Source organism: Geodermatophilus sp. SYSU D01045 (assembly GCF_054050295.1).
The window spans coordinates 1-26,546 of record NZ_JBJGZB010000042.1 but is presented as its reverse complement, the minus strand read 5'-3'; the positions used below and the strand labels follow the sequence as shown (position 1 = coordinate 26,546).

At 75.7% G+C, this 26,546-nt stretch carries 27 protein-coding genes; 11 read left to right on the top strand and 16 right to left on the bottom strand.

The genetic code is table 11. From position 1 onward, the window contains the following. The 4 genes from ACI798_RS22050 to ACI798_RS22035 all read left to right on the top strand — a co-directional run. A partial coding sequence (locus ACI798_RS22050; RefSeq protein ID WP_457048959.1) for a metal ABC transporter solute-binding protein, Zn/Mn family occupies positions 1–442 on the top strand: 442 nt, incomplete at its 5' end. Continuing rightward, positions 439–1,242, top strand: a complete 804-nt coding sequence (locus tag ACI798_RS22045) for a metal ABC transporter ATP-binding protein (protein ID WP_457048958.1) — start codon at positions 439–441, stop codon at positions 1,240–1,242. The genes ACI798_RS22050 and ACI798_RS22045, both read left to right, overlap by 4 nt. Position 1,243: 1 nt before the next feature. Continuing rightward, the gene (locus ACI798_RS22040; RefSeq protein WP_457048957.1) at positions 1,244–2,266 is read left to right on the top strand and encodes an iron chelate uptake ABC transporter family permease subunit; all 1,023 of its coding nucleotides are present in this window, start codon (positions 1,244–1,246) and stop codon (positions 2,264–2,266) included. Next, positions 2,263–2,673 carry a Fur family transcriptional regulator gene (locus ACI798_RS22035; protein ID WP_456940707.1) on the top strand — a complete coding sequence of 137 codons (411 nt, stop codon included), beginning with the start codon at positions 2,263–2,265 and terminating at the stop codon, positions 2,671–2,673. Before ACI798_RS22040 ends, ACI798_RS22035 begins: the two co-directional genes overlap by 4 nt. On the opposite strand, the gene ACI798_RS22030 is transcribed toward ACI798_RS22035, so the two are convergent. Beyond that, entirely contained in the window at positions 2,664–3,149 is a 486-nt protein-coding gene (locus ACI798_RS22030) for a MarR family winged helix-turn-helix transcriptional regulator (protein WP_456940708.1), read from the bottom strand. The genes ACI798_RS22035 and ACI798_RS22030 overlap by 10 nt on opposite strands. Positions 3,150–3,221: 72 nt before the next feature. Between ACI798_RS22030 and ACI798_RS22025 the strand changes: the two genes are divergently transcribed. The 3 genes from ACI798_RS22025 to ACI798_RS22015 are packed head-to-tail and all read left to right on the top strand — an operon-like array spanning position 3,222 to position 4,562. Then, entirely contained in the window at positions 3,222–3,878 is a 657-nt protein-coding gene (locus ACI798_RS22025) for a maleylpyruvate isomerase family mycothiol-dependent enzyme (RefSeq protein WP_456940709.1), read from the top strand. After that, positions 3,875–4,189 (top strand): hypothetical protein, encoded by a 315-nt coding sequence (locus tag ACI798_RS22020; RefSeq protein WP_456940710.1) that lies wholly within the window; start codon positions 3,875–3,877, stop codon positions 4,187–4,189. Before ACI798_RS22025 ends, ACI798_RS22020 begins: the two co-directional genes overlap by 4 nt. A 34-nt stretch (positions 4,190–4,223) precedes the next feature. Beyond that, a complete protein-coding gene (locus ACI798_RS22015; protein ID WP_457048956.1) occupies positions 4,224–4,562 on the top strand; it encodes a hypothetical protein in 339 nt (112 codons plus the stop codon). A 9-nt stretch (positions 4,563–4,571) separates the two neighbouring features. On the opposite strand, the gene ACI798_RS22010 is transcribed toward ACI798_RS22015, so the two are convergent. From ACI798_RS22010 to ACI798_RS21970, 9 genes are all read right to left on the bottom strand, one after another. Beyond that, on the bottom strand, positions 4,572–5,354 hold the full coding sequence (locus tag ACI798_RS22010) for an isocitrate lyase/PEP mutase family protein (RefSeq protein ID WP_457048955.1): 783 nt from the start codon (positions 5,352–5,354) through the stop codon (positions 4,572–4,574). A gap of 22 nt (positions 5,355–5,376) precedes the next feature. Further along, complete coding sequence (gene def / locus ACI798_RS22005; protein WP_456940713.1) at positions 5,377–5,859, bottom strand: peptide deformylase; 483 nt, start codon at positions 5,857–5,859, stop codon at positions 5,377–5,379. After that, entirely contained in the window at positions 5,856–6,992 is a 1,137-nt protein-coding gene (gene proB, locus ACI798_RS22000) for a glutamate 5-kinase (protein ID WP_457048954.1), read from the bottom strand. The genes def and proB overlap by 4 nt, the downstream gene beginning before the upstream one ends. Then, positions 6,989–8,500 (bottom strand): GTPase ObgE, encoded by a 1,512-nt coding sequence (gene obgE, locus ACI798_RS21995; protein WP_456940715.1) that lies wholly within the window; start codon positions 8,498–8,500, stop codon positions 6,989–6,991. The genes proB and obgE overlap by 4 nt, the downstream gene beginning before the upstream one ends. 103 nt (positions 8,501–8,603) lie before the next feature. Next, the gene (rpmA, locus tag ACI798_RS21990) at positions 8,604–8,861 is read right to left on the bottom strand and encodes a 50S ribosomal protein L27 (protein ID WP_073419148.1); all 258 of its coding nucleotides are present in this window, start codon (positions 8,859–8,861) and stop codon (positions 8,604–8,606) included. A 7-nt stretch (positions 8,862–8,868) separates the two neighbouring features. Next, the gene (gene rplU, locus ACI798_RS21985; protein WP_091113808.1) at positions 8,869–9,180 is read right to left on the bottom strand and encodes a 50S ribosomal protein L21; all 312 of its coding nucleotides are present in this window, start codon (positions 9,178–9,180) and stop codon (positions 8,869–8,871) included. 191 nt (positions 9,181–9,371) lie between these two features. Next, positions 9,372–12,623: an Rne/Rng family ribonuclease gene (locus ACI798_RS21980; protein WP_457048953.1), complete on the bottom strand. Its 3,252-nt coding sequence runs from the start codon at positions 12,621–12,623 to the stop codon at positions 9,372–9,374. A gap of 276 nt (positions 12,624–12,899) precedes the next feature. Then, the gene (locus tag ACI798_RS21975; protein ID WP_457048952.1) at positions 12,900–13,667 is read right to left on the bottom strand and encodes a TIGR03936 family radical SAM-associated protein; all 768 of its coding nucleotides are present in this window, start codon (positions 13,665–13,667) and stop codon (positions 12,900–12,902) included. Positions 13,668–13,669: 2 nt separating this feature from the next. Continuing rightward, entirely contained in the window at positions 13,670–15,598 is a 1,929-nt protein-coding gene (locus ACI798_RS21970) for a TIGR03960 family B12-binding radical SAM protein (RefSeq protein ID WP_457048951.1), read from the bottom strand. Between the two features lie 327 nt (positions 15,599–15,925). On the opposite strand from ACI798_RS21970, the gene ACI798_RS21965 reads away from it, so the two are divergent. Beyond that, on the top strand, positions 15,926–18,172 hold the full coding sequence (locus ACI798_RS21965) for a putative bifunctional diguanylate cyclase/phosphodiesterase (protein WP_457048950.1): 2,247 nt from the start codon (positions 15,926–15,928) through the stop codon (positions 18,170–18,172). Here the strand turns inward: ACI798_RS21965 and ACI798_RS21960 are convergent. Genes ACI798_RS21960 through ndk form a run of 4 tightly spaced genes read right to left on the bottom strand, consistent with a single transcriptional unit; the run spans position 18,169 to position 21,187 of the window. Beyond that, positions 18,169–19,002: an ABC transporter permease gene (locus tag ACI798_RS21960; RefSeq protein ID WP_457048949.1), complete on the bottom strand. Its 834-nt coding sequence runs from the start codon at positions 19,000–19,002 to the stop codon at positions 18,169–18,171. The genes ACI798_RS21965 and ACI798_RS21960 overlap by 4 nt on opposite strands. Beyond that, positions 18,999–19,775: an ABC transporter permease gene (locus ACI798_RS21955; protein ID WP_456940721.1), complete on the bottom strand. Its 777-nt coding sequence runs from the start codon at positions 19,773–19,775 to the stop codon at positions 18,999–19,001. Before ACI798_RS21955 ends, ACI798_RS21960 begins: the two co-directional genes overlap by 4 nt. A 1-nt stretch (position 19,776) precedes the next feature. After that, positions 19,777–20,730 (bottom strand): ABC transporter ATP-binding protein, encoded by a 954-nt coding sequence (locus ACI798_RS21950; protein WP_457048948.1) that lies wholly within the window; start codon positions 20,728–20,730, stop codon positions 19,777–19,779. 43 nt (positions 20,731–20,773) lie between these two features. Further along, positions 20,774–21,187, bottom strand: a complete 414-nt coding sequence (gene ndk / locus ACI798_RS21945; protein ID WP_457048947.1) for a nucleoside-diphosphate kinase — start codon at positions 21,185–21,187, stop codon at positions 20,774–20,776. A 74-nt stretch (positions 21,188–21,261) separates the two neighbouring features. Here ndk and ACI798_RS21940 point away from each other — a divergent pair, with 74 nt between their 5' ends. After that, the gene (locus ACI798_RS21940) at positions 21,262–21,501 is read left to right on the top strand and encodes a helix-turn-helix domain-containing protein (RefSeq protein ID WP_456940724.1); all 240 of its coding nucleotides are present in this window, start codon (positions 21,262–21,264) and stop codon (positions 21,499–21,501) included. A gap of 1 nt (position 21,502) precedes the next feature. Further along, positions 21,503–22,036, top strand: a complete 534-nt coding sequence (locus ACI798_RS21935) for a Clp protease N-terminal domain-containing protein (RefSeq protein ID WP_456940725.1) — start codon at positions 21,503–21,505, stop codon at positions 22,034–22,036. On the opposite strand, the gene ACI798_RS21930 is transcribed toward ACI798_RS21935, so the two are convergent. Next, positions 22,037–22,429, bottom strand: a complete 393-nt coding sequence (locus tag ACI798_RS21930) for a DUF4233 domain-containing protein (RefSeq protein WP_456940726.1) — start codon at positions 22,427–22,429, stop codon at positions 22,037–22,039. It lies immediately after the preceding gene. Then, a complete protein-coding gene (gene folC, locus ACI798_RS21925) occupies positions 22,426–23,778 on the bottom strand; it encodes a bifunctional tetrahydrofolate synthase/dihydrofolate synthase (RefSeq protein WP_457048946.1) in 1,353 nt (450 codons plus the stop codon). The genes ACI798_RS21930 and folC overlap by 4 nt, the downstream gene beginning before the upstream one ends. Positions 23,779–23,819: 41 nt before the next feature. On the opposite strand from folC, the gene valS reads away from it, so the two are divergent. Next, positions 23,820–26,402 (top strand): valine--tRNA ligase, encoded by a 2,583-nt coding sequence (gene valS / locus ACI798_RS21920; RefSeq protein WP_457048945.1) that lies wholly within the window; start codon positions 23,820–23,822, stop codon positions 26,400–26,402. Positions 26,403–26,546: the final 144 nt, after the last annotated feature.

The window sequence follows — 26,546 nt, the reverse complement described above, 5'->3', positions numbered from 1 at the left end:
CCCCCCCCCCCCCCCCCCCCCCCCCCCCCCCCCCCCCCCCCCCCCCCCCCCCCCCCCCCCCCCCCCCCCCCCCCCCCCCCCCCCCCCCCCCCCCCCCCCCCCCCCCCCCCCCCCCCCCCCCCCCCACGACGCGTTCGGCTACCTCGGCGAGCGGTACGGCCTCGACGTGGTCGGCGTCAGCGGGCTGAGCCCGTCGACCGAGCCCAGCCCGGCGCAGCTGGCCGAGATCTCTACGCTGGTCCGGGAGCGCGGGGTGACGACCGTCTACACCGAGACCCTCGTCGACCCCGCCGTGGCCGAGACCGTCGCCGAGGAGGCCGGTGTGCAGACCGCCGTCCTCGACCCGCTCGAGGGCCTGACCGACGAGTCGGCCGGGGACGACTACCTCGCGGTCATGCGCGCGGACCTCGCCACGCTGCAGGAGGGGCAGGGCTGCGCGTGAACGACGCCGCGCTCCGGCTGGCCGGCGCCACGATCGGCTACGGCGACGTGGCCATCGTCCGCGACGCCGGCCTGACCGTCCGGCGCGGCGAGACCGTCGCGGTCCTCGGCTCCAACGGCTCGGGCAAGACCACGCTCATGCGGGGCGTGCTCGGCCTGGCCACCGTCCTCGGCGGCACCGTCGAGGTGCTCGGTGCCCCGGTCGGCCGGCTGCGCGAGCGCGGCCGGGTGGGTTACGTCCCGCAGCGGCACACCGTCAGCGGCGCGATGCCGGCCACCGTGCGCGAGGTGGTGGGCGTCGGCCGGCTGCCGCGGCTGGGCCTGTTCCGCCGGCCCGGCCCGCGCGACCGCGCCGCCGTCGCCGAGGCGGTCGACGCCGTGGGCCTCGCCGACCGGCTCGAGGACCCGGTCGCCTCCCTCTCCGGCGGGCAGCAGCGCCGGGTGCTGGTGGCCCGCGCGCTGGCCGCCGAGCCGGAGCTGCTGGTCATGGACGAGCCGACCGCCGGCGTCGACGCCGCCAGCCAGGCCGCGCTGGCCGCGGTGCTGGCCCGCGTCGCGGCCGCCGGGACGACACTCGTCGTCGTGACCCACGAGACCGGCCCGCTCGCGGGCGTGCTGTCCCGGGCGGTCGTCGTCGACTCCGGCCGGCTCACCTACGACGGGCCGCTGGCCGGGGCCGGGCCCGCCGGCCCGGACTGCCACCACCCCGGGGAGACCGCCGAGCCGGCGGCGCGCGGCTACCGCCTGGACCAGCCCCGGCCGGCGCCCGACGCCGTCCGCGTGCGCGACGGGAGCCGCTGACGTGGAGCTGCTCGAGTACGGGTTCATGCAGCGGGCGCTGCTGGCCTCGCTGATGGTCGGCCTGGCCGCGCCCGCCGTCGGCGTCTTCCTCGTGCAGCGCCGGCTGTCGCTGCTCGGCGACGGCCTCGGGCACGTCGCGCTGACCGGCGTCGGCATCGGGGTGCTCACCTCCACCGCGCCCGTGGGGACGGCGCTGGTCGCCGCCGTGCTGGGCGCGGTGCTCATCGAGCTGGTCCGCGCGCGCGGGAAGACCAGCGGCGACGTCGCCCTCGCGGTGCTGTTCTACGGCGGCATCGCCGGCGGGGTGGTGCTGCTGTCGCTGGCACCGCGCGGGCAGGCGACCAACCTCGACGCCTACCTGTTCGGCGCGATCACCACCACCACGACCGCCGACGTCGCCGTCTTCGGCGTCATCACCGTCGTCGTCCTCGCGGTCGTGTGGCTGCTCGGCCGGCGGCTGTACGCGGTCAGCGACGACGAGGAGTACGCCCGCGCGGTCGGCCTGCCGGTGCTGCCGCTCAACGTGGTGCTCGCCGCGCTGGTCGCCTCGACCGTCGTGCTGTCGATGCGCGTGGTCGGCCTGCTGCTGATCAGCGCGCTGATGATCCTGCCCAGCGCGGTCGCCCAGCTGGTCGGGCGCAGCTTCCGCGCCACCCTGCACCTGGCCTGCGCGATCGGCGTGGTGGTCAGCGTCGCGGGGACGGCGGCGTCGTACTACACGGGCACCCCCTCCGGCGGCACGATCGTGCTGCTGGCCATCGCCCTGTTCCTGCTGGTCACGGTCGTCGTGGCGGTGCGCGAGGCGACGGCGCGGCGCCGGCACGGGCGGCGGGTGCAGGTGCACGCCGCGCACCCGCACGAGCACGGGGACGGCTGCGGGCACCGCCCGGTGCCCCACGGCGACCACGTCGACTACGACCACGACGGGCACCTGCACGCGCCGCACCGCACCGGCACGGGCGTGCACTACGACGAGCACACCGAGCACGCCGCCCCGCCGCCGGTCGGGACGGAGCGGCCGTGAGCGCGCCCGAGGTCCCGGTCCGCCGCCAGACGCGGCAGCGGACCGCGGTCATGGCCCTGCTCGAGGAGCTCGACGGGTTCCGCACCGCCCAGGAGCTGCACGCCCTGCTGCGCGAGCGCGGCGACGCGGTCGGCCTGGCCACCGTGTACCGGACCCTGCAGGCGCTGGTCGACGACGGCCTGGTCGACGTGCTGCGCGGCGAGGACGGCGAGGCCGCCTACCGGCACTGCTCGCCGGTGCACCACCACCACCTGGTCTGCCGCTCCTGCGGGACCACCGTGGAGGTCGCCGACCCGCCGGTGGAGCGCTGGGCCGCGAGGGTCGCCGCCGAGCACGGCTTCGCCGACGTGCAGCACCAGCTGGAGGTCTTCGGGACCTGCGGCAGCTGCACCGCCGCTCAGCGGTAGGGGTCGGTCACCTCGCGCAGCCGGGTGAGCGCCGCCCGCAGCTGGGCCGTGGTCTCCTCCCCCAGGTACGCGGTCCACTCGGCCTCCACCTCGGCCTCGACCCGGCGGGCGAGCGCCACCAGCTCCTGACCCCGCTCGGCGATCTGCACCAGCCGGGCGCGGGCGTCGGTGGGGTCGGGCACGCGGCGCACGTAGCCGGCCCGCTCGAGCTGGTCGACGAGGTGGCCGGCGGTCTGCTTGGTGACCAGCGCCTGCGCGGCCAGGTCGGTCAGCCGGGTGCCGGCGGGGCCGATCCGGGCGGCGATGCGCCCCTGGGCGAGCGTGATGTCGTCGTGCCCCTCGGCCGCCAGCGTCGCGAGCAGCCGGGCCTCCATCGCCCGGTGCGGGTAGAAGCACAGCAGGGCCAGGTTCTGGTGCCCCTGCTCCTCGTGGTCCCGGCGGTCCCCGTCCCGCCGGACCTCGTCGCGAACGCTCACGATCCCCCTTGACGTTGGTCAGACGATCTGACTGAATGGTCAGACCATCTTACCAACACCAAGGGGGCCGTCGTGGACCTCGACGACGTGTGGCGCACCATCGACGCCCAGCGCCTGAGCCTGGCCGACCTGCTCGACGACCTGTCGCCGGCCGAGTGGGAGACCCCGTCGCTGTGCGACGCCTGGCGGGTGCGCGACGTCGCGGCGCACCTGACGCTGGCGCAGATGGGACTCCGGTACGCGGTCGGCCCGGCGATCCGGGCGGGCGGCAGCTTCAACCGGATCATCCGGGACACGGCGCTGCGCGTCGGCCCGCTGCCCGACGACGAGTACGGCCGGCGGATCCGGGCGATGGTCGGCTCGCGGAAGCGGGCGCCGTTCATCTCCCCCATCGAGCCGCTCACCGACGTCCTCGTGCACGGTCAGGACATCGCCCTGCCGCTGGGCCGTGAGCGGCCCATCCCACCGGCCCCCGCGGCCGTGTCGGCCAGACGGGCCTACGACATGAGCTTCCCGTTCGGGGTGCGCAGGCGGTTGGCCGGACTGCGGCTGCGGGCCACCGACAGCGACCTCGTGCTCGGCGAGGGCGCTTCGGTCGAGGGCACGACCGGCGACCTGCTCCTGCTCATCACCGGGCGCACCGCCACGGTGCACCGGCTCACCGGAGAGGGCCTGCAACGGCTGCCGGCGGCGGACGGTCGCCGGCAGGAGTCGAGGAGGACGAGATGACCCTGGGCGTGATCACGGACGTGTCCGCACCGGTCGAGCTCTACGACGCCGTGCACGCGGCGATGCTCGAGCGGGTCGAGCGGATCGGCCCGGCCCTCGACGGGCTGCTGCTGCACCTGGCCCGGCCCACCGCGGACGGGTTCCAGGTGATCGGGGTGTGGGAGTCGCGGGAGGCCTACGAGCGCGGGAACCGTGAGGTGGTCGGGCCGGTGTTCGCCGAGGTCCTGCGGGGCCAGGCGCCCCCCGCCTCGGTGGACACGGAGTTCGAGGTCCGCGGCCTCGTGCTGCCGCGGGCCGGCGTCGCGGTCTGACACCGGCATCCGGCCCGTCGGGGAGGAGGACCCGGTGATGTGGGCGGTGTTCGAGGACGTGTCCGCACCCGTGGAGCAGCCGTACGACCTGGTGGAGCTGTACGACGCCGTGCACCGGCTGCTGCTGGAGCGCACCGGCGGGGAGTTCGACGGCCGGCTGGTCCACCTGGCCTGGGCGACCGCCGACGGGTTGCGGGTGGTCGAGGTGTGGGACTCCCGCGAGCAGTACGACCGCTACGGCCGCGAGGTCATCGGGCCGCTGGTCGACGAGGTCCTGGCCGGGCGGCCGCACCCGCCCGAGCTCGTGACCCGCTTCGACGTCCGCGGCCTGGTGGTCCCGGCCGGCGGGGTGGCGCTCCCCGCCGGCCGGTGACCCACCGGCCTAGTTCAGAGCGCGGGTGCCGGGCGGCAGGACGCCGCCACCGACCATGTCGACGACGGCGTCCTGCAGTGCGGTCAACGCGACCCGCTGGGTGAACGGGCCGGTGGAGACGCGGGCGACGCCGAGCTCCTGCATCTCGCGGGCCGGAAGCGACCGGCCGGGCACGCTGATCACCGTCAGCTTGTTGCGGCCCAGACCCTCGACGACCGTCTCGATCTCCTCGCGCTTGATCAGCCCGGGCACGAACACGACCGGGGCACCGGCCTCCAGGTAGGCCTGCCCGCGGCGGATCGCCTCGGCGACCAGCTCGCCGCGGTCGGCACCCTTGGCGGCGCGGACGAAGGCGTCGGTGCGCGCGTTGAGGACGAACTCGATGCCGGCGTCCCGGCCGGCCCGCACCACCGCCTCGACGGCGGCCACGGCCTCGTCGAGCGGCTTCATCTGGTCCTCGAGGTTGCCGCCGACGACGCCCTTCTCGATGGCGCGGCGGGCGGTCTCGCCGGCGTCGCCGTAGCCGGCCTCCATGTCCATGCTCACCGGCAGGTCCACGGCGGCGGTGATCCGGCCGACCATGTCCAGGTGCAGGTCGAGCGGGATGTTCTCGCCGTCCGGGTAGCCGAAGGTCGAGGCGATGCCGTGGCTGGCGGTGGCCAGGGCCCGCACGCCGTCGGTGGCGGCCACCACCTGCGCGGAGACGACGTCCCACACGTTGGTGAGGACCAGGATCTCCGGGGCGGTGTGCAGGTCGAGGAGCGTCCGGGCGCGGGTGGCGAGGTCGGTCACGGGACCCGACGGTAGGGCCCGGTCAGCGGTCGCGCAGCGCGCGGAGGGCCGCCTTCCGGGCCTCGCCGGTGAGCCGGTCGAGGAACACCTTCCCGTCGAGGTGGTCCACCTCGTGCTGCAGGCAGCGGGCCATGAGACCGGTGCCCGACAGCCGCAGCGGCTCCCCGTGCACGTCGAAGCCCTCGACGACGGCGGACACCGCCCGCACCGTGGGCGCCCACAGCCCCGGGATGGACAGGCAGCCCTCGTCGCCGTCCTGGGTCTCCCCCGACAGCTCCACCACCCGCGGGTTCACCAGGTGGCCGATCTCGCCGTCGACGTTGTAGCTGAACACCCGGGCGCTCACCCCGATCTGCGGGGCGGCCAGCCCGGCGCGGCCGGGGTGGTCGACGGTCTCCTCGAGGTCGCGCACCAGGGCGGCCAGTTCCCTGTCGAAGGCCCGCACCTCGTCGGCGGGCGTGCGGAGCACCGGGTCACCGAGCTCGCGGATCGGGCGGATCGTCACCGAGGCAGTCTCGCAGCCGTCCGCGGACGCCCGACCAGCACCATCTCGTCGCGGTGCACGACCTCGCGCCGGTACTCCGGCTCGAGGTCCCCGGTGCGGCGGCCGAGCAGCGCCGGCATCTCCCGGGCGTCGTAGGCGACCAGCCCGCGGGCGACCACGGTGCCGTCGGGCCCGACGAGCTCCACCGGGTCGTCGGCCAGGAAGTCGCCGTCGACGCCGGTGACCCCGGCGGCCAGCAGCGAGGCGTGCCGCTCGCGGACCGCGCGCACCGCGCCGTCGTCGAGCAGCAGCCGCCCGCGCGGCCGGCTGGCGTAGCGCAGCCAGAACTGCCGGCCCGAGGGCCGGCGGCCCGAGGGCTCGAACAGCGTGCCGACCCGCTCGCCGGCCAGTGCGGCCGCGGCCTGCGGCGTCGACGTGACCACGACCGGCACGCCCGCGCCCGAGGCGATGAGCGCCGCCTCGACCTTGGTGGCCATGCCGCCGGTGCCGACGCCGTTGCGCCGGGCGGTGCCGAGGGTGACCGCGGCGAGGTCGGCGGGACCGCGGACGGTGTCGAGCAGCTGCGCCGGGCCGATGCGCGGGTCGCCGTCGTAGACGCCGTCGACGTCGGACAGCAGCACCAGCGCGTCGGCGGCGGCCACGTGCGCCACCAGGGCGGCGAGCCGGTCGTTGTCGCCGAAGCGGATCTCGTCGGTGGCGACGGTGTCGTTCTCGTTGACGATCGGGATCACGCCGAGGGTGAGCAGCCGCTCCAGCGTCTGCCGGGCGTTGCGGTAGTGCCCGCGGCGGGTGAGGTCGTCGGCGGTCAGCAGCACCTGCCCGACGGTGACGCCGTGCCGGTCGAAGGCGTCGGCGTAGGTCTGCACCAGCCGCAGCTGCCCGACGCTGGCCGCCGCCTGCGCCGTCGCGAGGTCCCGCGGCCGGCCCTCGACGCCGAGCGGCGCCAGGCCCGCCGCGATCGCGCCGGAGGACACCAGCACCACCTCGCGGCCCTGCGCCCGCACCGCGGCGAGGACGTCGACCAGCGCGGCGAGCCGGCCGGCGTCCAGCCCGCCGGGCAGCGTGGTCAGCGACGAGGAGCCGACCTTGACGACGACGCGCGGCGCACCGGCGACCTGCGGACGGGCGGTCACTCCTCGTCCCCTCCGGGCAGGTCGTCGTCGGGCAGGTCCTCGTCGGGCAGGTCCTCGTCGGTCCACGTCTCGGTGAGCTCGTAGGGCACCCGGCGGGCCTTCTTGGCGGCCAGCCGCTCGGCGGCGCGCACGCGGTGCGGCGCGTCGATGCGGTTGTCGGTGCCCCGGCCGCCCAGGCCCGCGGTCTCCTCGGCCAGCGGCGTGCCGGCCGGCAGGCTGGGCGCGAAGTCGAACGCGACGTCGCCGATGACGACGGTGTCGCCCTCCTGCGCCCCGAGCTTCACCAGCTCGTCCTCGACGCCGAGCCGGTTGAGCCGGTCGGCGAGGTAGCCGACCGCCTCGTCGTTGGTGAAGTCGGTCTGCCGCACCCAGCGCTCGGGCTTCACACCTCGGACGACGTAGGCCTCGTCGTCGGCGTCGAAGGCGACGGTGAACCCGGAGTCGTCGACGGCGCGCGGGGTCAGCGTGATCCGGACGGGCTCGGGCGCCGGCAGCGCGGCCCGGTACTGCTCGACGGCGGCGCCCAGCGCGTAGCCGAGCCCGTCCAGCCCCTCCCCCGTCGCGGCGCTGACCGGGAACACCCGCAGCCCGCGCTCCTCCAGCGCCGGGCGGACGAGGTCGACCAGCTCGCGGCCGTCCGGCACGTCGATCTTGTTGAGGACGGCGAACCGCAGCCGGCCCACCAGGTCCAGCTCGTCGCCCCCGTACTCGGCGAGCTCGTGCTCGAGCGCGTCGATGTCGCTCTCCGGGTCGCGGCCGGGCTCGAGCGTCGCCATGTCGATCACGTGCACGAGCACCGCACAGCGCTCGACGTGGCGGAGGAACTGCAGGCCCAGGCCCTTGCCGGTGGCCGCGCCCGGGATCAACCCGGGCACGTCGGCCATCGTGAACACGGTGTCGCCGGCGCGGACGACGCCGAGGTTGGGCACCAGCGTGGTGAACGGGTAGTCGGCGATCTTGGGCCGGGCCGCGGACATCGCCGCGATCAGCGAGGACTTGCCCGCCGAGGGGAACCCGACCAGCCCGACGTCGGCGACGCTCTTCAGCTCGAGGACGGCGTCGAAGCCCTCCCCCGGCTCGCCGAGCAGCGCGAAGCCGGGGGCCTTGCGCCGCGGGTTGGCAAGCGCGGCGTTGCCCAGCCCGCCCTTGCCGCCGTGCGCGAGCACGACCCGGGTGCCCGCACCCATGAGATCGGCGACCACCTCGCCACCGACGCTGACGACGGTGCCCTCGGGGACGCGTAGCACGCGGTCCTCGCCGTGGGCGCCGTGCCGGTTGCTGCCGGCGCCGGGCCGGCCGTTGCCGGCCTTCTGGTGAGGGCGGTGGTGGAAGTCGAGGAGCGTGTGGACCTGCGGGTCCACCTCGAGGACGACGTCGCCGCCGTCCCCTCCGTTGCCGCCGTCGGGGCCACCGAGGGGCTTGTACTTCTCGCGGTGCACGGACGCGACGCCGTGACCGCCGTTGCCCGCGGCGACGTGCACGACGACGCGGTCGACGAACGCGGCCATCTCTGCTCTACCTGCTCACTGCTCGCTCAACGACGACGAGCGCACGGGCCGGCCGGCCCGTGCGCTCGTGGCGGTACGTGTCTGGTGCGTCCGAGCCCGAGGCTCAGGCGTCGACCGTCGTGATCGAGACGGTCTTGCGGCCACGGCTGGTGCCGAAGGTGACCGCACCGGGGGTCAGCGCGAACAGCGTGTCGTCGCCGCCGCGGCCGACGCCCAGGCCCGGGTGGAAGTGGGTGCCACGCTGGCGCACGATGATCTCGCCGGCCTTGACGACCTGGCCGCCGAAGCGCTTGACGCCGAGGCGCTGGGCGTTCGAGTCGCGGCCGTTGCGGGAGGACGAGGCGCCCTTCTTGTGTGCCATGTCGTCGTCAGCCCTTCGTGATGTCGCGGACGACCACGTCGGTCAGCGGCTGACGGTGGCCCTGACGCTTGTGGTAGCCCGTCTTGTTCTTGAACTTGTGGATGCGGATCTTCGGGCCCTTGCCGTGGCCGACGATCTCGCCGGTCACGGTCACCCCGGCCAGCGCCTGCGCGTCACTGGTGACGGTCTCGCCGTCGACCAGGAGCAGGGCCGGGAGGGTGACGGTGTCGCCCGCCTCACCCACGAGACGGTTGACCGTGAACCGGTCGCCCACGGCCACCTTGTGCTGCCGGCCCCCGGCCTTCACGACTGCGTACACCACTGAACTCCTCGATCGCTGCTGTCTGTCCCGCGCTGCGTCCTGGGCGCACCCCGGCGGCGGGCGCCGGGTGCTGGACGGGCCGCTCCGCCTGCGCGGGACCGGGAGACCCGGTCCGGGGCGGTGCAACCCGACCAGCGTACCCGAGCAGCCGGGACCGGGTCGAACGCGGCCCCGGCTGCCCGGAGGGTCTAGCTGGCCGGCGGCCCGGCCGGGCGGCTGGCGGCGCGACGCCGGCGCGGACGGCCCCCGCCCACCGCCGCCCCGGTGCCGTCGTCGGCCACCGGCGGCTGGGCCGCGGCCGCCGGGGCGTCCGGGATCGGGGCCGCGCCGTCGGGGGCCTGCGGGTCCGCGGCCGGGGCCGGGTCGTCGGGACCGGCGCCCGCGGGGACCGCCTCCTCCTCGCCCGAGCCCTGCGGCTCCGCGGCGGCGTCCGCCGGGACGGCGGCGTCGGTGACCAGCAGGCCCGGGTCGGCCAGCGGGGCCTCCCCCGCGTCCTCCGGCTCCACGTCCTCCGGCTCCACGTCCTCCGGCTCCACGTCCTCCGGCTCCACGTCCTCCGGCTCCGCCGCCTCGGGCCGGACCGTCTCCTCCGGCTCGGTCACCTCGGCGCCCGGGACTTCGGCGCCGACGGCGGCCGTGACCTCGACCTCAGGGGCCTCCTCCACGACGGCTTCCCCGGAGGTCCCGGCGTCGGCGGGCACGTCGCGTGAGGCTGCGGCGAGCACCGCGGCGTCCTCGGCGGCGCGCTCCTCACCGGCCTGGCCACGGTTGCGCCGGCCCCGGTTGCGCCGCCCGCCGCCGGACCGCTGCCCCTCGCCGTTCTCGGCGGTGTCGGGCCCGGCCTCGGGGGCCGCGGCCTCGGCCTCGGTCCGCTCGGCGTCCTTGCGCTCGGCGTCCTTGCGGTCGGCGTCCTTCCGCTCGGCGTCCTTCCGCTCGGTGCGCTCGGCGTCCTTGCGGCCGCCCTGGTCGCGCCGGCCACCGTTGCCGGAGCCCGGGCCGTGCCCGCCGGAGCCGTTGCCGCCGCGGCGGCGGTCGTCGACCGGGTCGGCGTGCACGAGGACGCCGCGGCCGCGGCAGTGCTCGCACGGCTCGGAGAACACCTCGAGCAGGCCCTGGCCCACGCGCTTGCGGGTCATCTGCACCAGGCCCAGCGAGGTCACCTCGGCGACCTGGTGCTTGGTGCGGTCGCGGCCCAGGCACTCGGTCAGCCGCCGCAGCACCAGGTCGCGGTTGCTCTCGAGCACCATGTCGATGAAGTCGATGACGATGATGCCGCCGACGTCGCGCAGCCGGAGCTGGCGGACGATCTCCTCGGCCGCCTCCATGTTGTTGCGCGTGACGGTCTGCTCGAGGTTGCCGCCGGACCCGGTGAACTTGCCGGTGTTGACGTCGATGACCGTCATCGCCTCGGTGCGGTCGATGACCAGCGAGCCGCCCGAGGGCAGCCACACCTTGCGGTCGAGCGCCTTGGCCAGCTGCTCGTCGATGCGCAGGTCGCGGAAGACGTCGCCCTCGCCGGTGTGCCGGGTCAGCCGCCCGGTGAGCTCCGGGGAGACGTGCGCGACGTAGGCCTCGACGGTGTCCCACGCGTCGTCGCCCTGGACGACGAGCTCGCTGAAGTCCTCGTTGAAGACGTCGCGGATGACGCGGATGGCGAGGTCGGGCTCGCCGTAGAGCAGCGCCGGCGCGTTGTTCGAGGACTCGGACTTCTGCCTGATGACGTCCCACTGCGCCTGCAGCCGGGCGACGTCGCGGGTGAGCTCCTCCTCCGAGGCGCCCTCCGCGGCGGTCCGGATGATCACGCCGGCGTCGTCGGGGACGATCTTCTTGAGGATGTCCTTGAGCCGCTGCCGCTCGGTGTCGGGCAGCTTGCGGCTGATCCCGGTCATCGACCCGCCGGGCACGTAGACCAGGAACCGGCCGGGCAGGTTGACCTGCTGGGTCAGCCGGGCCCCCTTGTGGCCGATCGGGTCCTTGGTGACCTGCACCAGGACCTTGTCGCCGGACTTGAGCGCCTGCTCGATCGAGCGCTGCTTGCCGCTGAGCCCGGCGGCGTCCCAGTTGACCTCGCCGGCGTACAGGACGGCGTTGCGGCCCTTGCCGATGTCGACGAAGGCGGCCTCCATGCTGGGCAGCACGTTCTGCACCCGGCCGAGGTAGACGTTCCCCGCGAACGACGTCGCCTGCGCCTGGGTGACGTAGTGCTCGACGAGCACGCCGTCCTCGAGGACGGCGATCTGGGTGCGCTCGCCGCGCTGGCGGATCACCATCCGGCGCTCCACCGCCTCGCGGCGGGCGAGGAACTCGGCCTCGGTGAGGATCGGCGCGCGGCGGCGGCCGCTGTCCCGGCCCTCGCGGCGGCGCTGGCGCTTGGCCTCCAGCCGGGTGGAGCCGGTGACGCCGCGGACGTCGTCGTCGCTGGTGCTGCGGCCGTTGCGGCCGGCGCGCTCGGGGCGGTCGTCGTCGTCCTCGGCCGCGGACGCCTCGCCGTCCCCGCCGCGGCGGCGGCGCCGGCGGCGCCGCCGGGTGGTCGACGTGCCCTCGGCGTCCTCGCCCTCGGCGTCCTCGACCGCCTCGGCGTCGGTGTCCTCGTCCTCGGCGTCCTCGTCGTCGGAGACTCGCTCGGCGGCGTCCTCGTCGGTGTCGGCGTCCGCGGACTCGTCCCCGCTGCGGCCCCGGCCGCGGCCGCGGCGGCCCCGACGGCGGCGCCGGCTGCCGCCGGCGGTCTCGTCGCGGTCGCCGTCCTCGCGGTCGGCCTCGTCGCGGTCGGCCTCGTCGCGGTCGGCCTCGTCGCGGTCGGCGTCCTCGGCCGTGTCCTCGTCCGTGTCGTCGGCGGCCTCGACGGCGGCCCGCTCGTCGGCGGGCTGCTCCTCGGCGGCCCCGCCGCGGCGGCGCGAGCGGCTGCGGCGCGAGCGCGGCGCCGGGGTCTCCTCGTCGTCCTCGGCCGGCGCCGCGACGTCCTCGACGTCGGGCGACTCGGGCAGGGGCCGGCGGCTGCGCCGGCGCGGGGTCGGCGCCGGCTCGGCCTCGGGGGCCACGAAGCTCACGAAGGCCGGCGCCACCGGGGCGGCGGCCGGCGGGGGCGGGGTCCAGGCGGCGGGCTCGGGCGCGGCCGCCGGGCGGGTGGCGCGGCGGCGGGGCCGGGCGATGACCGCGGTGGGCTCGGGCGAGCTGAACTGGGCGCCGAACGGCGACCGGTCCGGCTCGTCCTCCGGCTCCTCCTCCAGCGCCGGGGGCGGCTCGGGCTCCGGGGTGGGCTCGGGGTCGGCCTCCGCCGGCGGCTCGGCCGCGGCGGTCTCGGCCGGCTCCTCGTCCGGGATCCCGCCGGTCGCCGCCTCCCCGCTCAGCACCTCCGCGACCGGCGCGTCGCCGGGCGGGAGGGCGGGAGCGGGGCTGCTACCGGTGTCGGTGGTCGGGGTGTCGCTGTCCTGGTCGGCCACGAGGGCTCGCCTCCTGTGTGGTGCTCCCGGGCGCCGGTCCCCACCGGGGACGGGCGGCCGCGCAGGAGCACGGGTTGGGCGGGCCGGGCGGCCGCTCGGGGTGCGGCGGCGAGCCCGGCTCGCGAAGTCTGTGGTCGGTCCCGCGCGGCGGTCGCCGCGGCCGGGGCCGCACTGCTGGTGGAGCGGTGGTGCCGATGGTCTCGGGTGGTGCCGGTCCGGGGCGGCACGTCTGGCAGCCGTGTCGCTCGACGTCGCGGTGGCTCCCGGGTCGCCCGGTCAGACGGCGGCGTGCTCCCCCTGGCAGCGGGTGCGCGCCGCTCGGTCGGGACCGAGCGGATCGGCCACGGTCCCGCTGCCGTCGAGCCGGCCCTGCGCCTCACGCACGGCCCGGGGGGGCGACGGCGGGCGCAGGTCGGCGACGGCGGCGAGAGCGGCCACCACGTCGTCGGGTCGAACGGCGGGCGTCACCTGCCGGACGACCAGGTGCAGTATGGCACAACCTGCCTCCCCGCTCGCGGACGCGGACGCGACGGGGCCGCGCGCATCGACGTCGCGGAGGCCGTTCTTGGTGCGTTTGGCGACGAGCACCTCCTCCCGGGCGAGGAACGCGTCGACCGCCGCGGCGAGGGTCGCGGGCTCGACGCCGGGCAGGTCGACGCGCCACCGCGCGGCGTCGATCCGGTCGGCCAGCGAGCCCCGGCCCTCGGCGGCCTCGACGCACTCGAGGACGTCGATGCCCGGGGGCAGCGACGCGTCCAGCGCGGCCCGGACCTCCTCGGGGTCGCGCCGCTCGGCCAGGCCGATCTCCAGGTACTCGGCCTCGCTGGCCGCCCCGGTCGGCGCCGCGCCCACGTAGCTGATCTTCGGGTGCGGGGTGAAGCCGGCGGAGTAGGCCATCGGCACCCGCGCGCGGCGCAGCGCCCGCTCCAGCGCCCGCGCGAGGTCGCGGTGGGAGGCGAAGCGCAGCGGGCCGCGCTTGGCGTAGCGCAGCCGCAGCCGCTGGACGGTCGGCGGCGGGGGCGGGCCCTCCGGGGTGCGGGCCACGGTCAGCGGCCGACGACGGTGAGCGGGAGCAGGCTGCGGCCGGTGGGACCGATCTGGATCTCGGTGCCGTTGGTCGGGCAGACCCCGCAGTCGTAGCAGGGGGTCCACCGGCAGTCGGCGACCTCCTCCTCCGACAGCGCGTCCTGCCAGTCGTCCCAGAGCCACTCCTTGTCCAGCCCGGAGTCCAGGTGGTCCCAGGGCAGGACCTCGTCCTGGGTGCGCTCGCGGGTGGTGAACCAGTCCAGGTCGACGCCGAGCGGGGTGAGCTCCGCGGCGGCCGCGGCCGTCCAGCGCTCGTAGGAGAAGTGCTCGCTCCAGCCGTCGAACCGGCCGCCCTCGCGCCACACCCGCTCGATCACCCGGCCCACCCGGCGGTCGCCGCGGGACAGCAGGCCCTCGATCACGCCGGGCTCGCCGTCGTGGTAGCGCAGGCCGATGGAGCGGCCGATCCGGCGGTCGGCGTTGATCGCCTGCCGCAGGACCCTCAGGCGGTGGTCGATGGTGTCGGCGCTGGCCTGCCCGGCCCACTGGAACGGCGTGTGCGGCTTGGGCACGAACCCGCCGATGGACACCGTGCAGCGGATGTCCTTGCGGCCGCTGGCCTCGCGGCCGGCCCGGATGACCTCCACGGCCAGCTCGGCGATCTCCAGCACGTCCTCGTCGGTCTCCGTCGGGAGCCCGCACATGAAGTAGAGCTTCACCTGCTGCCAGCCGTTGGCGTAGGCGGTGGTGACCGTGGCGACGAGGTCCTCCTTGGACACGGTCTTGTTGATCACGCGGCGGATCCGCTCGCTGCCGCCCTCGGGCGCGAACGTCAGCCCCGACCGGCGGCCGTTGCGGGACAGCTCGTTGGCGAGGGTGACGTTGAAGGCGTCGACGCGCGTGCTCGGCAGCGACAGCCCGGTGTTGGTGCCCTCGTAGCGGTCGGCGAGCTCCTTGGCGACCTGGCCGATCTCGGAGTGGTCGGCGCTGGACAGCGACAGCAGCCCGACCTCTTCGTAGCCGGTCGCGCGCAGCCCCTGGTCGACCATCGAGCCGATGCCGGTGATCGTCCGCTCGCGCACCGGGCGGGTGATCATCCCGGCCTGGCAGAACCGGCAGCCGCGGGTGCAGCCGCGGAAGATCTCGACGCTCATCCGCTCGTGGACGCTCTCGGCCAGCGGCACCAGCGGCGTCTTCGGGTAGGGCCACTCGTCGAGGTCCATGACGGTGCGCTTGCCGACCCGGGCCGGGACGTCGTCGCGGGTGCGGGTCACCGCGGCGATCGCCCCGTCGGGGCCGTAGGAGACGGAGTAGAAGCGCGGCACGTAGACGCCGTCGACGCGGGCCAGCCGGGCCAGCAGCTCCTCGCGGCCGCCGGGGCGGCCCTGCGCCTTCCACGCCTCCACGACGTCGGTGACGTCGCCGACGACCTGCTCGCCGTCACCGAGGACGGCGCAGTCGACGAAGTCGGCGATCGGCTCGGGGTTGAACGCCGCGTGCCCGCCGGCGACGACGACGGGGTGCGTCTCGTCGCGGTCGGCCGCGTGCAGCGGGATCCCGGCGAGGTCGAGGGCCTCGAGCAGGTTCGTGTAGCCCAGCTCGGTGGCGAAGCTGACCCCGAGGACGTCGAAGTCACGCACCGGGCGGTGGGCGTCGACGGTGAACTGGCCGACGCCGTGCTCGCGCATGAGCGCGGCGAGGTCGGGCCAGACGGCGTAGGTGCGCTCGGCGAGGGCGTCGGGGCGCTCGTTGAGCACCTCGTAGAGGATCATGAGGCCCTGGTTGGGCAGCCCCACCTCGTAGGCGTCCGGGTACATCAGCGCCCAGTGCACGGCGACGTCGTCCCAGGCCTTGACCTGCGCGTTCAGCTCGCCGCCCACGTACTGGATGGGCTTCTGCACCTGGGCCAGCAGGGGCTCGAGACGGGGGTAGAGGCTCTCTCCGCTCATGACCCGTCCAGGGTAGACGGCTCCCCTGGGAGGCCCGGTCCCGCTGTCGACCGGCGCCGCAGCGTCATCACACCTAAACTGACGGTGACCAGCAGGGCGGCTTCGAGGAGGAGCATGGTCCGGCCGGCCGGGAGCACCGGTGCACTGCGCGACGCCGACGGCGTCTCCCCGACCCGACCCTCCGGCCGGTTCTCGATGCCGCTCCCCAGGGGCCGGGCGATGCTCTCGTTGCCCCGAGGCCGGGCGATGCTCTCGTTGCCCCGAGGCCGGGCGATGCTCTCGTTGCCCCGAGGCCGGGCGATGCTCTCGTTGCCCCGAGGCCGGGCGATGCCGGCGGAGCAGTGGGCGGCGCACCACCTGCTCGTCCTCCGGACGCTGCTGGTCCTGGTCGCCGCGGTCCCGGTCTACGCGCTGGTCCGCGGGGGCGGCGTCGTCTCCGCGGTGCTGCACGCCGCTCCCCTGGCCCTGCTGACCGCGCTGGCCTGGGCGCCGGGGCTGGGCCGCAACACCCGCGCCGCGGCCGCCGCCCTCGGGCTGATGACCGCCGCGGCCCTGGGCGTGTGGCTGTCCGACGGCGCCACCGAGGCGCACTTCCTGTTCTTCGCGCTGCTCCCGCTCGCCGCCCTCTACGCCGCGCGGGCGCCGTTCCTGCTCGCGGTCGGGTTCGTGGCCGTCCACCACCTCGTGCTGGGCACGCTGTGGCCGCACGCGGTGTTCGCCCACTCCGTCGCGGCGCTGCCCATGGCGGCCCTCCACGCGGCCCTCGTGCTGCTGGAGAGCTGGGCGTGCCTGCTGGCCTGGCGGCGCTTCGACGACCGGCGCGAGCACGTCGAGCAGCTGGTCGCCGAGCGCACCGCCGCGCTGCGCGCCCAGCGCGACGAGCTGGCCCGCCTGGCCGCCGTCGTCCAGACCACCGACGACGCCGTCGTGACGACGACCCCCGACGGCCGGATCACCAGCTGGAACCCCGGCGCGGAGCGGCTCTACGGCTGGACCGCCGCGGAGGCCCTGGGCCGGCACGCGTCGATGCTGTCCGCCGGAGCCCCGCTCCCCGCGGACCTGACCCGGCTGCCGCCCGGCAGCCACGAGCGGCGGCACCGCCGGCGGGACGGCTCCGCCTTCGACGCCCTGGTCACCTTCTCCCTCATCCGCGACGAGGACGGCACCCCGACCGGCATCGCCGGGATCACCCGGGACATCACCGGCCGCAAGCGCGAGGAGGCCGAGGCCCGCGCCGCCGCCCGCCAGCTCGAGCGGCAGGCCGGCGAGCTGGCCCGGATGGCGCTGCACGACCCGCTCACGGGCCTGGCGAACCGGGCGCTCATGCAGGACCGGCTCGAGCACGCCCTCGCCGACCGCCGCGCCCGCCGGCACGCGGTCCTGCTGCTGGACCTCGACGACTTCAAGGCGGTCAACGACGTCGCCGGGCACGAGGCCGGGGACGCCGTCCTCGTCGCGGTCGCCCGCCGGCTGGAGGCCTCCGTGCGGCCGGCCGACACCGTCGCCCGCCTCGGCGGCGACGAGTTCGTGGTGCTCATGGAGGACGTCGAGGGGCGCCGCGACGTCGTCCAGGTCGCCGAGCGGCTGCTGGGCGCGCTGCGCCGCCCGGTCGGGTGGGGCGGCGAGGAGTTCACCGTCGGAGGCAGCGTCGGCGTCACCTTCACCGACGCCGCCGACCGCCGCGGCATGGACGACCTGCTCCGCGACGCCGACCTCGCCATGTACGTGGCCAAGTCCGGCGGGAAGAACCGGGTGCGGGTGTTCGAGCGCGGCATGCGCGAGGAGGTCGCCGCGCAGGACGAGCTGGTCCGCGACCTGCGCGCCGCCGTCGACTCCAGCGAGCTGCGGGTGCTCTACCAGCCGCAGGTGGACCTGCGCAGCGGGGCGGTCACCGGCGTGGAGGCGCTGGCCCGGTGGCAGTCGCACACCCGCGGGCTGGTGGAGCCGGCCGGGTTCATCCCGGTCGCCGAGGCCAGCGGCGTCATCGACGTGATCGACGACTGGGTGATCGGCCAGGCCTGCGCCCAGCTGCGCGCGTGGGACGACGCCGGCCTGCCCCCGCTGCGGGTGGCGGTCAACGTCTCCCCGCGCCGGCTGGCCACCGGCGACCTCGCGGTCAGCATCGCCGCGGCCGCCCGGGACGCCGGCGTGGACCCCGGCCGGCTGGAGATCGAGGTCCCGGAGGCGGTGGCCGCCGGCCCCGACGCCGCGGCCGGGATCCGCGAGGTGCGGGCGCTGGGCGTGCACGTGGCCATCGACGACTTCGGCACCGGCGCGTCCTCGCTGTCCCGGCTGCAGGACCTGCCGCTGGACCGGCTGAAGATCGACCCGTCGTCGGTGGCGCTGCTGGCCGCCGGCGCCGCGGCCGGCTCGGTCGCCGACGCGGTCATCGCGCTGGGCAACAGCCTGGGCCTGCAGGTGGTGGCCGAGGGCGTCGAGCAGCCCGCGCAGCTGGCCGCGCTGCGGTCGCTGGGCTGCGACGCCGCGCAGGGCCACCTGTTCGGCTCCCCGGTGCCCGCCGACACCGTCGAGCGGCTGGTCCGCGCCGGGCGCCCCCTGCTCGGCGCGGCCTAACGCAGCAGCAGGCCCGCCAGCCGGCGGGCGCCCACCGCGAGGCCCGCCACGCCCATCACCGCGAGGTAGGCGACCGAGACCAGCAGCCCCCACCGGACGTCGCCGGTCACCAGCCCGCGGACCAGCTCGATGCCGTGGTAGAGCGGCGTGCACTCGACGACGACCTGCAGCGGCCGCGGGTAGGTCGACAGCGGGTAGAAGGTCGTGGAGAACAGGAACAGCGGCAGGATCACGACCTGGACGAACTCGAAGTCCTGCCAGCCGCGCAGGAACGTGCTCGCGGCCAGCCCGACGGCGGCGAAGGCGAAGCCGATGAGCACCGCCGCGGGCAGGGCGAGCAGCGCCCACCACGAGCCGACCAGGCCCATCGCGAGCATGACCACCAGGAACGCCGCGGAGTAGACGGCGCCGCGCAGCAGCGCCCACACCGTCTCCCCCACCGCGGCGTCGGCGGCCGAGACCGGCGTGGCCAGGACGGCGTCGTAGAGCTTGGCGTAGCGAAGCTTGAAGAACAGGTTGAAGACGGCGTCGTAGACCGCGCCGTTCATCGCGGCCGAGGCGAGCAGTGCCGGGGCGACGAACTCCTGGTAGGTCAGCGCGGTGCCGGTGTCGGTGACGACGTCGCCGACCAGCCCGCCGATGCCGACGCCGATCGAGAACAGGTAGAAGAACGGCTCGGCGAACCCGGAGACGAACACCAGCCAGCTGCGCCGGGCGACCAGGAGGTTCCGGTACACCAGCTGCCCGGCGCGCCGCCCGGACAGCGGGTACAGCGGCACGACCCGCAGCAGCAGCGACGCCGGGCGCACCGGCGCGGGGACGCCGGTCACCGGACCAGCCGCCGCTGCAGCGCCCGGGCCGCCAGCCAGGCACCGGCGGTGACCCACAGCGCCAGGTAGCCGACGTGCAGCAGCGCGGGCCCCGCCTCCGCCGTCCCGAGGGCCAGGTCGCGGGCCAGCGCGACGCCGTGCCACAGCGGGGTGGCGTAGGCGAACCACTCCAGCGCCGCCGGCAGCTGCGTGACGGGGAAGAACGTCCCGCTGAACAGGAACATCGGCACGATGAGGAACCGCTGCAGCGCGGCGAAGGCGGCGTCCTCCTCCAGCCGGGCGGCCATGGCGGTGACCGGCGCGGCGAAGGCCAGGCCGGTGAGCAACGCGACCGGCAGCGCGAGGACCACCAGCGGGCTCTCCGCGGCGCCGAACAGCACGAGCACGACGAGGAACGCCGCGGCCGACGTCGTCACGCGGAAGGCGACGTAGAGCAGGTGGCCGGTGAGGACGTCGGCCGGGCGGGCGGGGGTGGCGAGCACCGCCTCGTAGAGCCGGTCCCACTTGAGCGCCCCGAGGACCGGGTAGGTCGACTCGCCGGTCGCCGTCTGCATGGCCGCGGCGACCAGCAGGCCGGGGGCGAGGAAGGCCAGGTAGCCCACCCCGCCGGGGACGCCGGGCCCGCGGTCGACCAGCGTGCCGAGGGTCAGGCCCATCGCGGCGAGGAACAGCACCGGCTCCAGCACGCTGCCGATCGCGCTGCTGCGCCAGAAGTGCCGGTGCGCGGTCAGTCGCTGGGCCAGGAAGGAACGGGCGGCCGGGGACGGGACCACGTCAGTCGACCAGCGTCCGGCCGGTGAGCCGCAGGAACACGTCCTCCAGCGAGCTGCGCCGGACCAGCGACGACAGCGGCCGCAGCCCGAGCGCGAGCACCTCGGTCAGCGCGGCGTCGCCGTCGGCGGCGTAGAGCAGCAGCCGGTCGGGCAGCACCTCGACCCGCTCGACGACGCCGCGGTGCACCAGCGGCGTCAGCGCGTCGGCGTGCGCGGCCGGCCCGGCGCCGCCCTCGGTCAGCGGGAAGCGCAGCTCGCAGACCTCGCGGGTGGACCAGGTGGCGATCAGCTGCGCCGGGGAGCCCTCGGCCGCGATCCGGCCGCGGTCCATGACGACCAGCCGGTCGCACAGCTGCTCGGCCTCGTCCATGTAGTGCGTGGTGAGCACGAGGGTGACCCCGCGCTGCTTGAGCCGGTACAGCCGTTCCCACAGCACGTGCCGGGCCTGCGGGTCCAGCCCGGTGGTGGGCTCGTCGAGCAGGACGACGTCGGGGTCGTTGACCAGCGCGCGGGCGATGGTGACCCGCCGCTTCATCCCGCCCGACAGCGGCTCGACCCGGTCCCGCGCCCGGTCGGTGAGCTGCACGAAGTCCAGCAGCTCGGCGGCCCGCTCCCGCACCAGCGCCCGCGGCAACCCGAAGTACCGGCCGTAGACCAGCAGGTTCTCCTCGACGGTGAGCTCGAGGTCGAGGTTGTCGGTCTGCGGGACGACGCCGAGGCGGGCGCGGATCGCCGGGCCGTCGACGGCGGGGTCCATGCCGAGGATCCGCAGCTCCCCCGCCGTCGGCGGCGACACCGCCCCGACCATGCGCATGGTCGTGCTCTTGCCGGCGCCGTTGGGCCCGAGGAAGCCGAAGGCCTCCCCGGGCGCGATGTCGACGTCGATGCCGTCGACGGCGGTGTGCTCGCCGAAGCGCTTCACCAGGCCCCGGGCCCGGACCAGCGACTCCACCATGTCCCCCATGCTGACCCCGGCCCCGGGGGCCGGGTCGAGCCGATTACGCCGCGAGGTCCGGGAAGAACAGCCCGATCTCGCGGGCGGCGGACTCGTCGGAGTCCGAGCCGTGCACGATGTTCGACTGCACCTCGAGGGCGAAGTCGCCGCGGATCGTGCCGGGTGCGGCCTTCACCGGGTCGGTGGCGCCGGCCAGCGCGCGGAACGCCTCGACCGCGCGCGGCCCCTCGACGACGAGGGCGAGCAGCGGGCCGCCGGTGATGAACTCGACCAGCGAGCCGAAGAACGGCTTCTCGCGGTGCTCGCCGTAGTGCTCCTCGGCGACCTCCCGGGTGAGTATGCGCAGCTCGGCGGCGACCAGGCGCAGGCCCTTGGCCTCCAGCCGCGAGACGACCTCTCCGACCAGGCCGCGGGCGACGCCGTCGGGCTTGACGAGGACCAGGGTGCGATCAGTCACGGGGAGGCAGCCTACGGGTCGCCGTCCGTCAACCGGGGTTGACATCCGCCGTCCCGTCAACCATGGTTGACACCGTGACCAGCCGGACCTCGGACGAGACGCTCACCGCCGCCACCAGCGACGACCCCGCCGTCGGCCTGCGCGGGGTCCGCGCGCTGCGGGACCTGGCCGACCGGCTCGAGGTCCTGCAGGTCGCCGCCGCCCGCCGTCGCGGCTGGTCGTGGCAGCAGGTCGCCGACGCGCTCGGCGTCACGCGGCAGGCGGTGCACAAGAAGCACGCCCGGTCGTCCGGGACGACGTGGAAGGAGTCCTGAGGTGTTCGAACGGTTCGCCGCCGAGGCACGCACGGTCGTGGTCCTGGCGCAGGAGGAGGCCCGCACCGCCGGCGCCGACAGCGTCGACCCGGTGCACCTGCTGGTCGCCCTCGCCGCCGCGCCCGGCCCGGCCGGCCCGCTGCTGGCCGCCGCGGGCGTGCACGTGACCGACCTCCGCGCGGGCCTGACCTCCCCCGGGGGCGGCGCGCTCGACGCCGACGCGCTGGCCGCGCTGGGCATCGACCTGGACCGGGTGCGGGCGGCCGCCGAGGCGGCGTTCGGCCCGGGTGCGCTCGACCGCGGGGCCCGGGGCCGCCGGCGGGGGCACCTGCGCTTCGCCCGGGGCAGCCGCACGGCGCTGCAGGAGGCGCTGCGCGCGGCGCTCGCGCGGGGCGACCGGGTCATCGACGGCCGGCACCTGCTCGCCGGGGTGCTCGAGGTCGGCGACCCCGCGGTGTCCGCGGCGCTGGCCCGCGCCGGCGCCGACGTCGCCGGCCTGCGCCGGCGGCTCGACGGGCAGGCCGACGCGGCCTGATCAGGCGGGCGGGGCGTCGTCCCCGGAGGGGGCGGCCGGCTCGCGGAACGGCGAGCCGAGCAGCTCCTTGCGGATCTGCAGCAGGTACAGCCAGATCAGCACGAACACGCCGCCGACGAACCACATCGACGCGTCGATGAGGCCGGTGAGCAGCAGCGGGACCTGCAGCGCGGTGCCGATCTCCAGGCCGCGCGGCCGCCGCTGGACCCCGCTGGCCAGCACGAGGACGACGGCGAGCACGAGCAGGATCGTCAGCCGCGTGCCGCCGAGGCCCGCCGCGGTCTGCGCGATCGCCCGCGGGACGAACAGCACCGCGATGCCCTCGAGCAGCAGCACCGCCGCGGCCGCCCCGCGCAGCGCCCGGCCGGCCCGGACCGGGTCGGGCGCGGTCACGGCGTCCCGCCCAGGACCGTGCGGGCCTCACCGGCGGTGACCACGCTGCCGGTGACCAGCACGCCGGAGCCGCCGAGGGCGTCGTCGGGCCCGGCCTCGGCCAGCTCGATCGCCTCGGTGAGCGCCTCGGGCAGCCGCGGGGAGACGCTCACCCGGTCGGCGCCGAACACGTCGACGGCGAGCGCGCCGAGCTCGTCGGCCGGGATCGCCCGCGGCGAGCCGTTCTGCGTCACGACCAGCTCCGCGCAGACGGTCTCCAGCTCGCGCAGCATCCCCTCGACGTCCTTGCCGTGCACCGCGCCGATCACCCCGACCAGCCGGGTGAAGTCGAAGGACTCCCGGATCGCCTCGACGGTCGCGGCCATCCCGGCGGGGTTGTGCGCGGCGTCGACCAGCACCGTCGGGCTGGTGCGCACCCGCTCGAGCCGGCCGGGCGAGCGGACGGCGGCGAAGGCCGCACGCACCGTCTCGACGTCGACCGTCCCGGTGGCCGCGCCGGCGCCGAGGAACGCCTCGACGGCGGCCAGCGCGGTGGCCGCGTTCTGCGCCTGGTGCGCGCCGAACAGCGGGAGGTAGACCTCGTCGTACTCCCCGCCCAGGCCCTGCAGCCGCAGCTGCTGCCCGCCGACGGCGACCCGCCGGTCCAGCACGCCGAACTCGGTGCCCTCGCGCGCCACCACGGCCTCGACCTCGACCGCGCGGCGGACCAGCGCGTCCAGCGCCCCGGGCTGCTGGTGGGCGAGGACGGCGATCGCGTCGGGCTTGATGATCCCGGCCTTCTCGCCGGCGATCGTGGCGACGTCGGGACCGAGGTACTCGGCGTGGTCCAGGGCCACCGGCGTGACGACGGCGACCCGCGCGTCGGCGACGTTGGTGGCGTCCCACGTGCCGCCCATGCCGACCTCGACGACCGCGACGTCGACCGGCGCCTCGGCGAACAGCGCGTACGCCATCCCGACCACCACCTCGAAGAAGCTCATCGGGTGCTCGCCGGCGGCATCGACCATCTGCACGTAGGGCGCGACGTCGTCGTAGGTCTCGACGAACCGCTCGGCGCTCACCGGCTCGCCGTCGAGCACGATCCGCTCGCGCACCGACTGCAGGTGCGGGCTGGTGAACCGGCCCACGCGCAGGCCGAACCGGCGCAGCAGCTCGTCGACCATGCGCGACGTCGTCGTCTTGCCGTTGGTGCCGGCGACCTGCACGACCGGGTAGGCCCGGTGCGGGCTGCCCAGCAGGTCGACCAGGGCGGCGATGCGGCCCAGGGAGGGCTCCAGCCGGGTCTCCGGCCAGCGCGCCAGCAGCTCCTTCTCGACGCGGGCCAGCTCGGCCTCGGGACTGCTGCTCATCCTCCCCAGGATGCCAGCCGCGCACTTCCTAGGATGGGGGCATGGTCGCCGATCCCCTCACCCCGGTCAGCACCACCCCGGGAGCCGGGGCCGGGGTACCCGAGAAGCCGAGCCTCGACGGACTCGAGGACACCTGGGTCGCCCGCTGGGCCGAGCAGGACACCTACGCCTTCGACCGCGCCGCCGCCCTCGCCGCGCCGCGCGAGCAGACGTACTCGATCGACACCCCGCCGCCGACCGCCAGCGGGTCGCTGCACGTGGGCCACGTGTTCAGCTACACCCACACCGACATCGTCGCCCGCTACCAGCGCATGCGCGGCAAGCACGTCTTCTACCCGATGGGCTGGGACGACAACGGGCTGCCGACCGAGCGGCGGGTGCAGAACTACTACGGCGTCCGCTGCGACCCCTCGCTCCCCTACGACCCGTCGTTCGAGCCGCCGGCGAAGCCGGGCAAGGACCAGGTGCCGGTCAGCCGGCGCAACTTCGTCGAGCTGTGCATGCAGCTGACGGAGGAGGACGAGCACGCCTACGAGCAGCTGTGGCGCCGGGTCGGGCTGTCGGTGGACTGGTCGAACGTCTACCGGACCATCTCGGAGACCTCGCGGGCCACCGCGCAGCGGATGTTCCTGCACAACCTGGCCCGCGGCGAGGCCTACGCCCAGGAGGCGCCGACCCTCTGGGACGTCAGCTTCCGCACCGCCGTCGCGCAGGCCGAGCTCGAGGACCGCGAGCGCCCCGGCGCCTACCACCGGATCTCGTTCCACTCCGAGGACGGCCCGGTCCTCATCGAGACCACCCGGCCGGAGCTGCTGCCCGCGTGCGTCGCGCTGGTCGCCCACCCCGACGACGAGCGCTACCAGGACCTGTTCGGCCGGACGGTGCGCACGCCGCTGTTCGACGTCGAGGTGCCGGTGGTCGCCCACCGCCTCGCCGAGCCGGACAAGGGCTCGGGCATCGCGATGATCTGCACCTTCGGCGACCTCAACGACGTCACCTGGTGGCGCGAGCTGCAGCTGCCCACCCGCGCGGTGGTCGGCTGGGACGGCCGCTTCGTCGCCGACGCCCCGGACGGCGTGCCCGCCGACGTCTACGCCGAGCTCGCCGGCAAGACGCCGTTCAGCGCCCAGCAGCGGATCGTGGAGATGCTGCGCGAGTCCGGCGACCTGCAGGGCGAGCCGACGGCGATCACCCACCCGGTCAAGTTCTTCGAGAAGGGCGACCGGCCGCTGGAGATCGTCACCACGCGGCAGTGGTACATCCGCAACGGCGGGCGGGACGCCTCCCTCCGGGACGCCCTGGTCGCCCGCGGCCGGGAGATCACCTGGGTGCCCGAGCACATGCGGCACCGCTACGAGAACTGGGTCGAGGGCCTCAACGGCGACTGGCTGATCAGCCGGCAGCGGTTCTTCGGCGTCCCGTTCCCGGTCTGGTACCGGCTCGACGCCTCCGGCGACCCGGTCTACGACGAGCCGATCCTGGCCGACGAGGCGTCGCTGCCGGTCGACCCGTCCTCGGACGTGCCGCCGGGCTTCGACGAGTCGCAGCGCGGCGTCCCGGGCGGGTTCATGGCCGACCCCGACGTCATGGACACCTGGGCGACGTCGTCGCTGTCGCCGCAGGTGGCCTCGGGCTGGGACACCGACCCGGAGCTGTTCGCGCACGTCTTCCCGATGGACCAGCGGCCGCAGGCGCACGACATCATCCGCACCTGGCTGTTCTCCACCGTCGTCCGCTCGCACTTCGAGTTCGGCGCGGTGCCGTGGACGCACGCCACGATCTCCGGGTTCGTCGTCGACCCCGACCGCAAGAAGATGTCGAAGTCGAAGGGCAACGTCGTCACGCCGATCGACGTGCTCGAGCGCTACGGCACCGACGCCGTCCGCTGGCGCGCCGCCGGCGCCCGGCCGGGCGCGGACTCGCCGTTCGACGAGGCGCAGATGAAGGTCGGCCGCCGGCTGGCCATGAAGATCCTCAACGTCGGCAAGTTCGTGCTGGGGCTCGGCGTCACCGCGCACCTGTCCGCCGGCCAGGTCACCGAGCCGATCGACCTCGGCCTGCTGCGCCGGCTGGCCGACGTCGTCGACGAGGCGACCGCGGCGATGGATGCCTACAACTACACCCGCGCGCTCGAGGTCACCGAGTCCTTCTTCTGGACCTTCTGCGACGACTACGTGGAGCTGGTGAAGTCCCGCGCCTACGGCTCGGACGACGCCGCCCGCTCCGCCCAGGCCGCGCTGGCGCTCGCGCTGTCGGTGCAGCTGCGGCTGTTCGCGCCGGTGCTGCCGTTCGTCACCGAGGAGGTCTGGTCCTGGTGGCAGGCCGGCTCGGTGCACCGGGCGCCGTGGCCGGCCGCCGACGAGCTGCCCGGCGGCGGGGACCCGGCGGTCGTCGAGGTGGCCGCCGAGGCACTGGCCGCCGTGCGCAAGGCCAAGTCGGAGGCCAAGCAGTCGATGCGGGCCGACGTCGAGTCCGCGACGGTGACCGCACCGGAGGTCCAGGTGCCGCTGGTGGAGGCCGCGCGGGACGACCTGGTGTCGGCCGGGCGGATCGCCTCGCTGACCGTCGTCGCCGGCGAGGGCCCGCTGACCGTCGACGTCGTCCTGGCCGCCCCCGCGGACTGACCCTCGGGACCGCTGTACCGCGGTGGGGGGGGGGGGGGGGGGGGGGGGGGGGGGGGGGGGGGGGGGGGGGGGGGGGGGGGGGGGGGGGGGGGGGGGGGGGGGGGGGGGGGGGGGGGGGGGGGGCGGGGGGCGGGGCGGGGGCCC

Coding starts and splice junctions, on each gene's coding strand:
- ACI798_RS22020 (WP_456940710.1), top strand. CDS start 3,875: ATGACCCTGGGCGTGATCACGGACGTGTCCGCACCGGTCGAGCTCTAC.
- obgE (WP_456940715.1), bottom strand. CDS start 8,500: ATGGCCGCGTTCGTCGACCGCGTCGTCGTGCACGTCGCCGCGGGCAAC.
- rpmA (WP_073419148.1), bottom strand. CDS start 8,861: ATGGCACACAAGAAGGGCGCCTCGTCCTCCCGCAACGGCCGCGACTCG.
- ACI798_RS21970 (WP_457048951.1), bottom strand. CDS start 15,598: ATGAGCGGAGAGAGCCTCTACCCCCGTCTCGAGCCCCTGCTGGCCCAG.
- ACI798_RS21965 (WP_457048950.1), top strand. CDS start 15,926: ATGCCGGCGGAGCAGTGGGCGGCGCACCACCTGCTCGTCCTCCGGACG.
- ACI798_RS21950 (WP_457048948.1), bottom strand. CDS start 20,730: ATGGTGGAGTCGCTGGTCCGGGCCCGGGGCCTGGTGAAGCGCTTCGGC.
- folC (WP_457048946.1), bottom strand. CDS start 23,778: ATGAGCAGCAGTCCCGAGGCCGAGCTGGCCCGCGTCGAGAAGGAGCTG.
- valS (WP_457048945.1), top strand. CDS start 23,820: ATGGTCGCCGATCCCCTCACCCCGGTCAGCACCACCCCGGGAGCCGGG.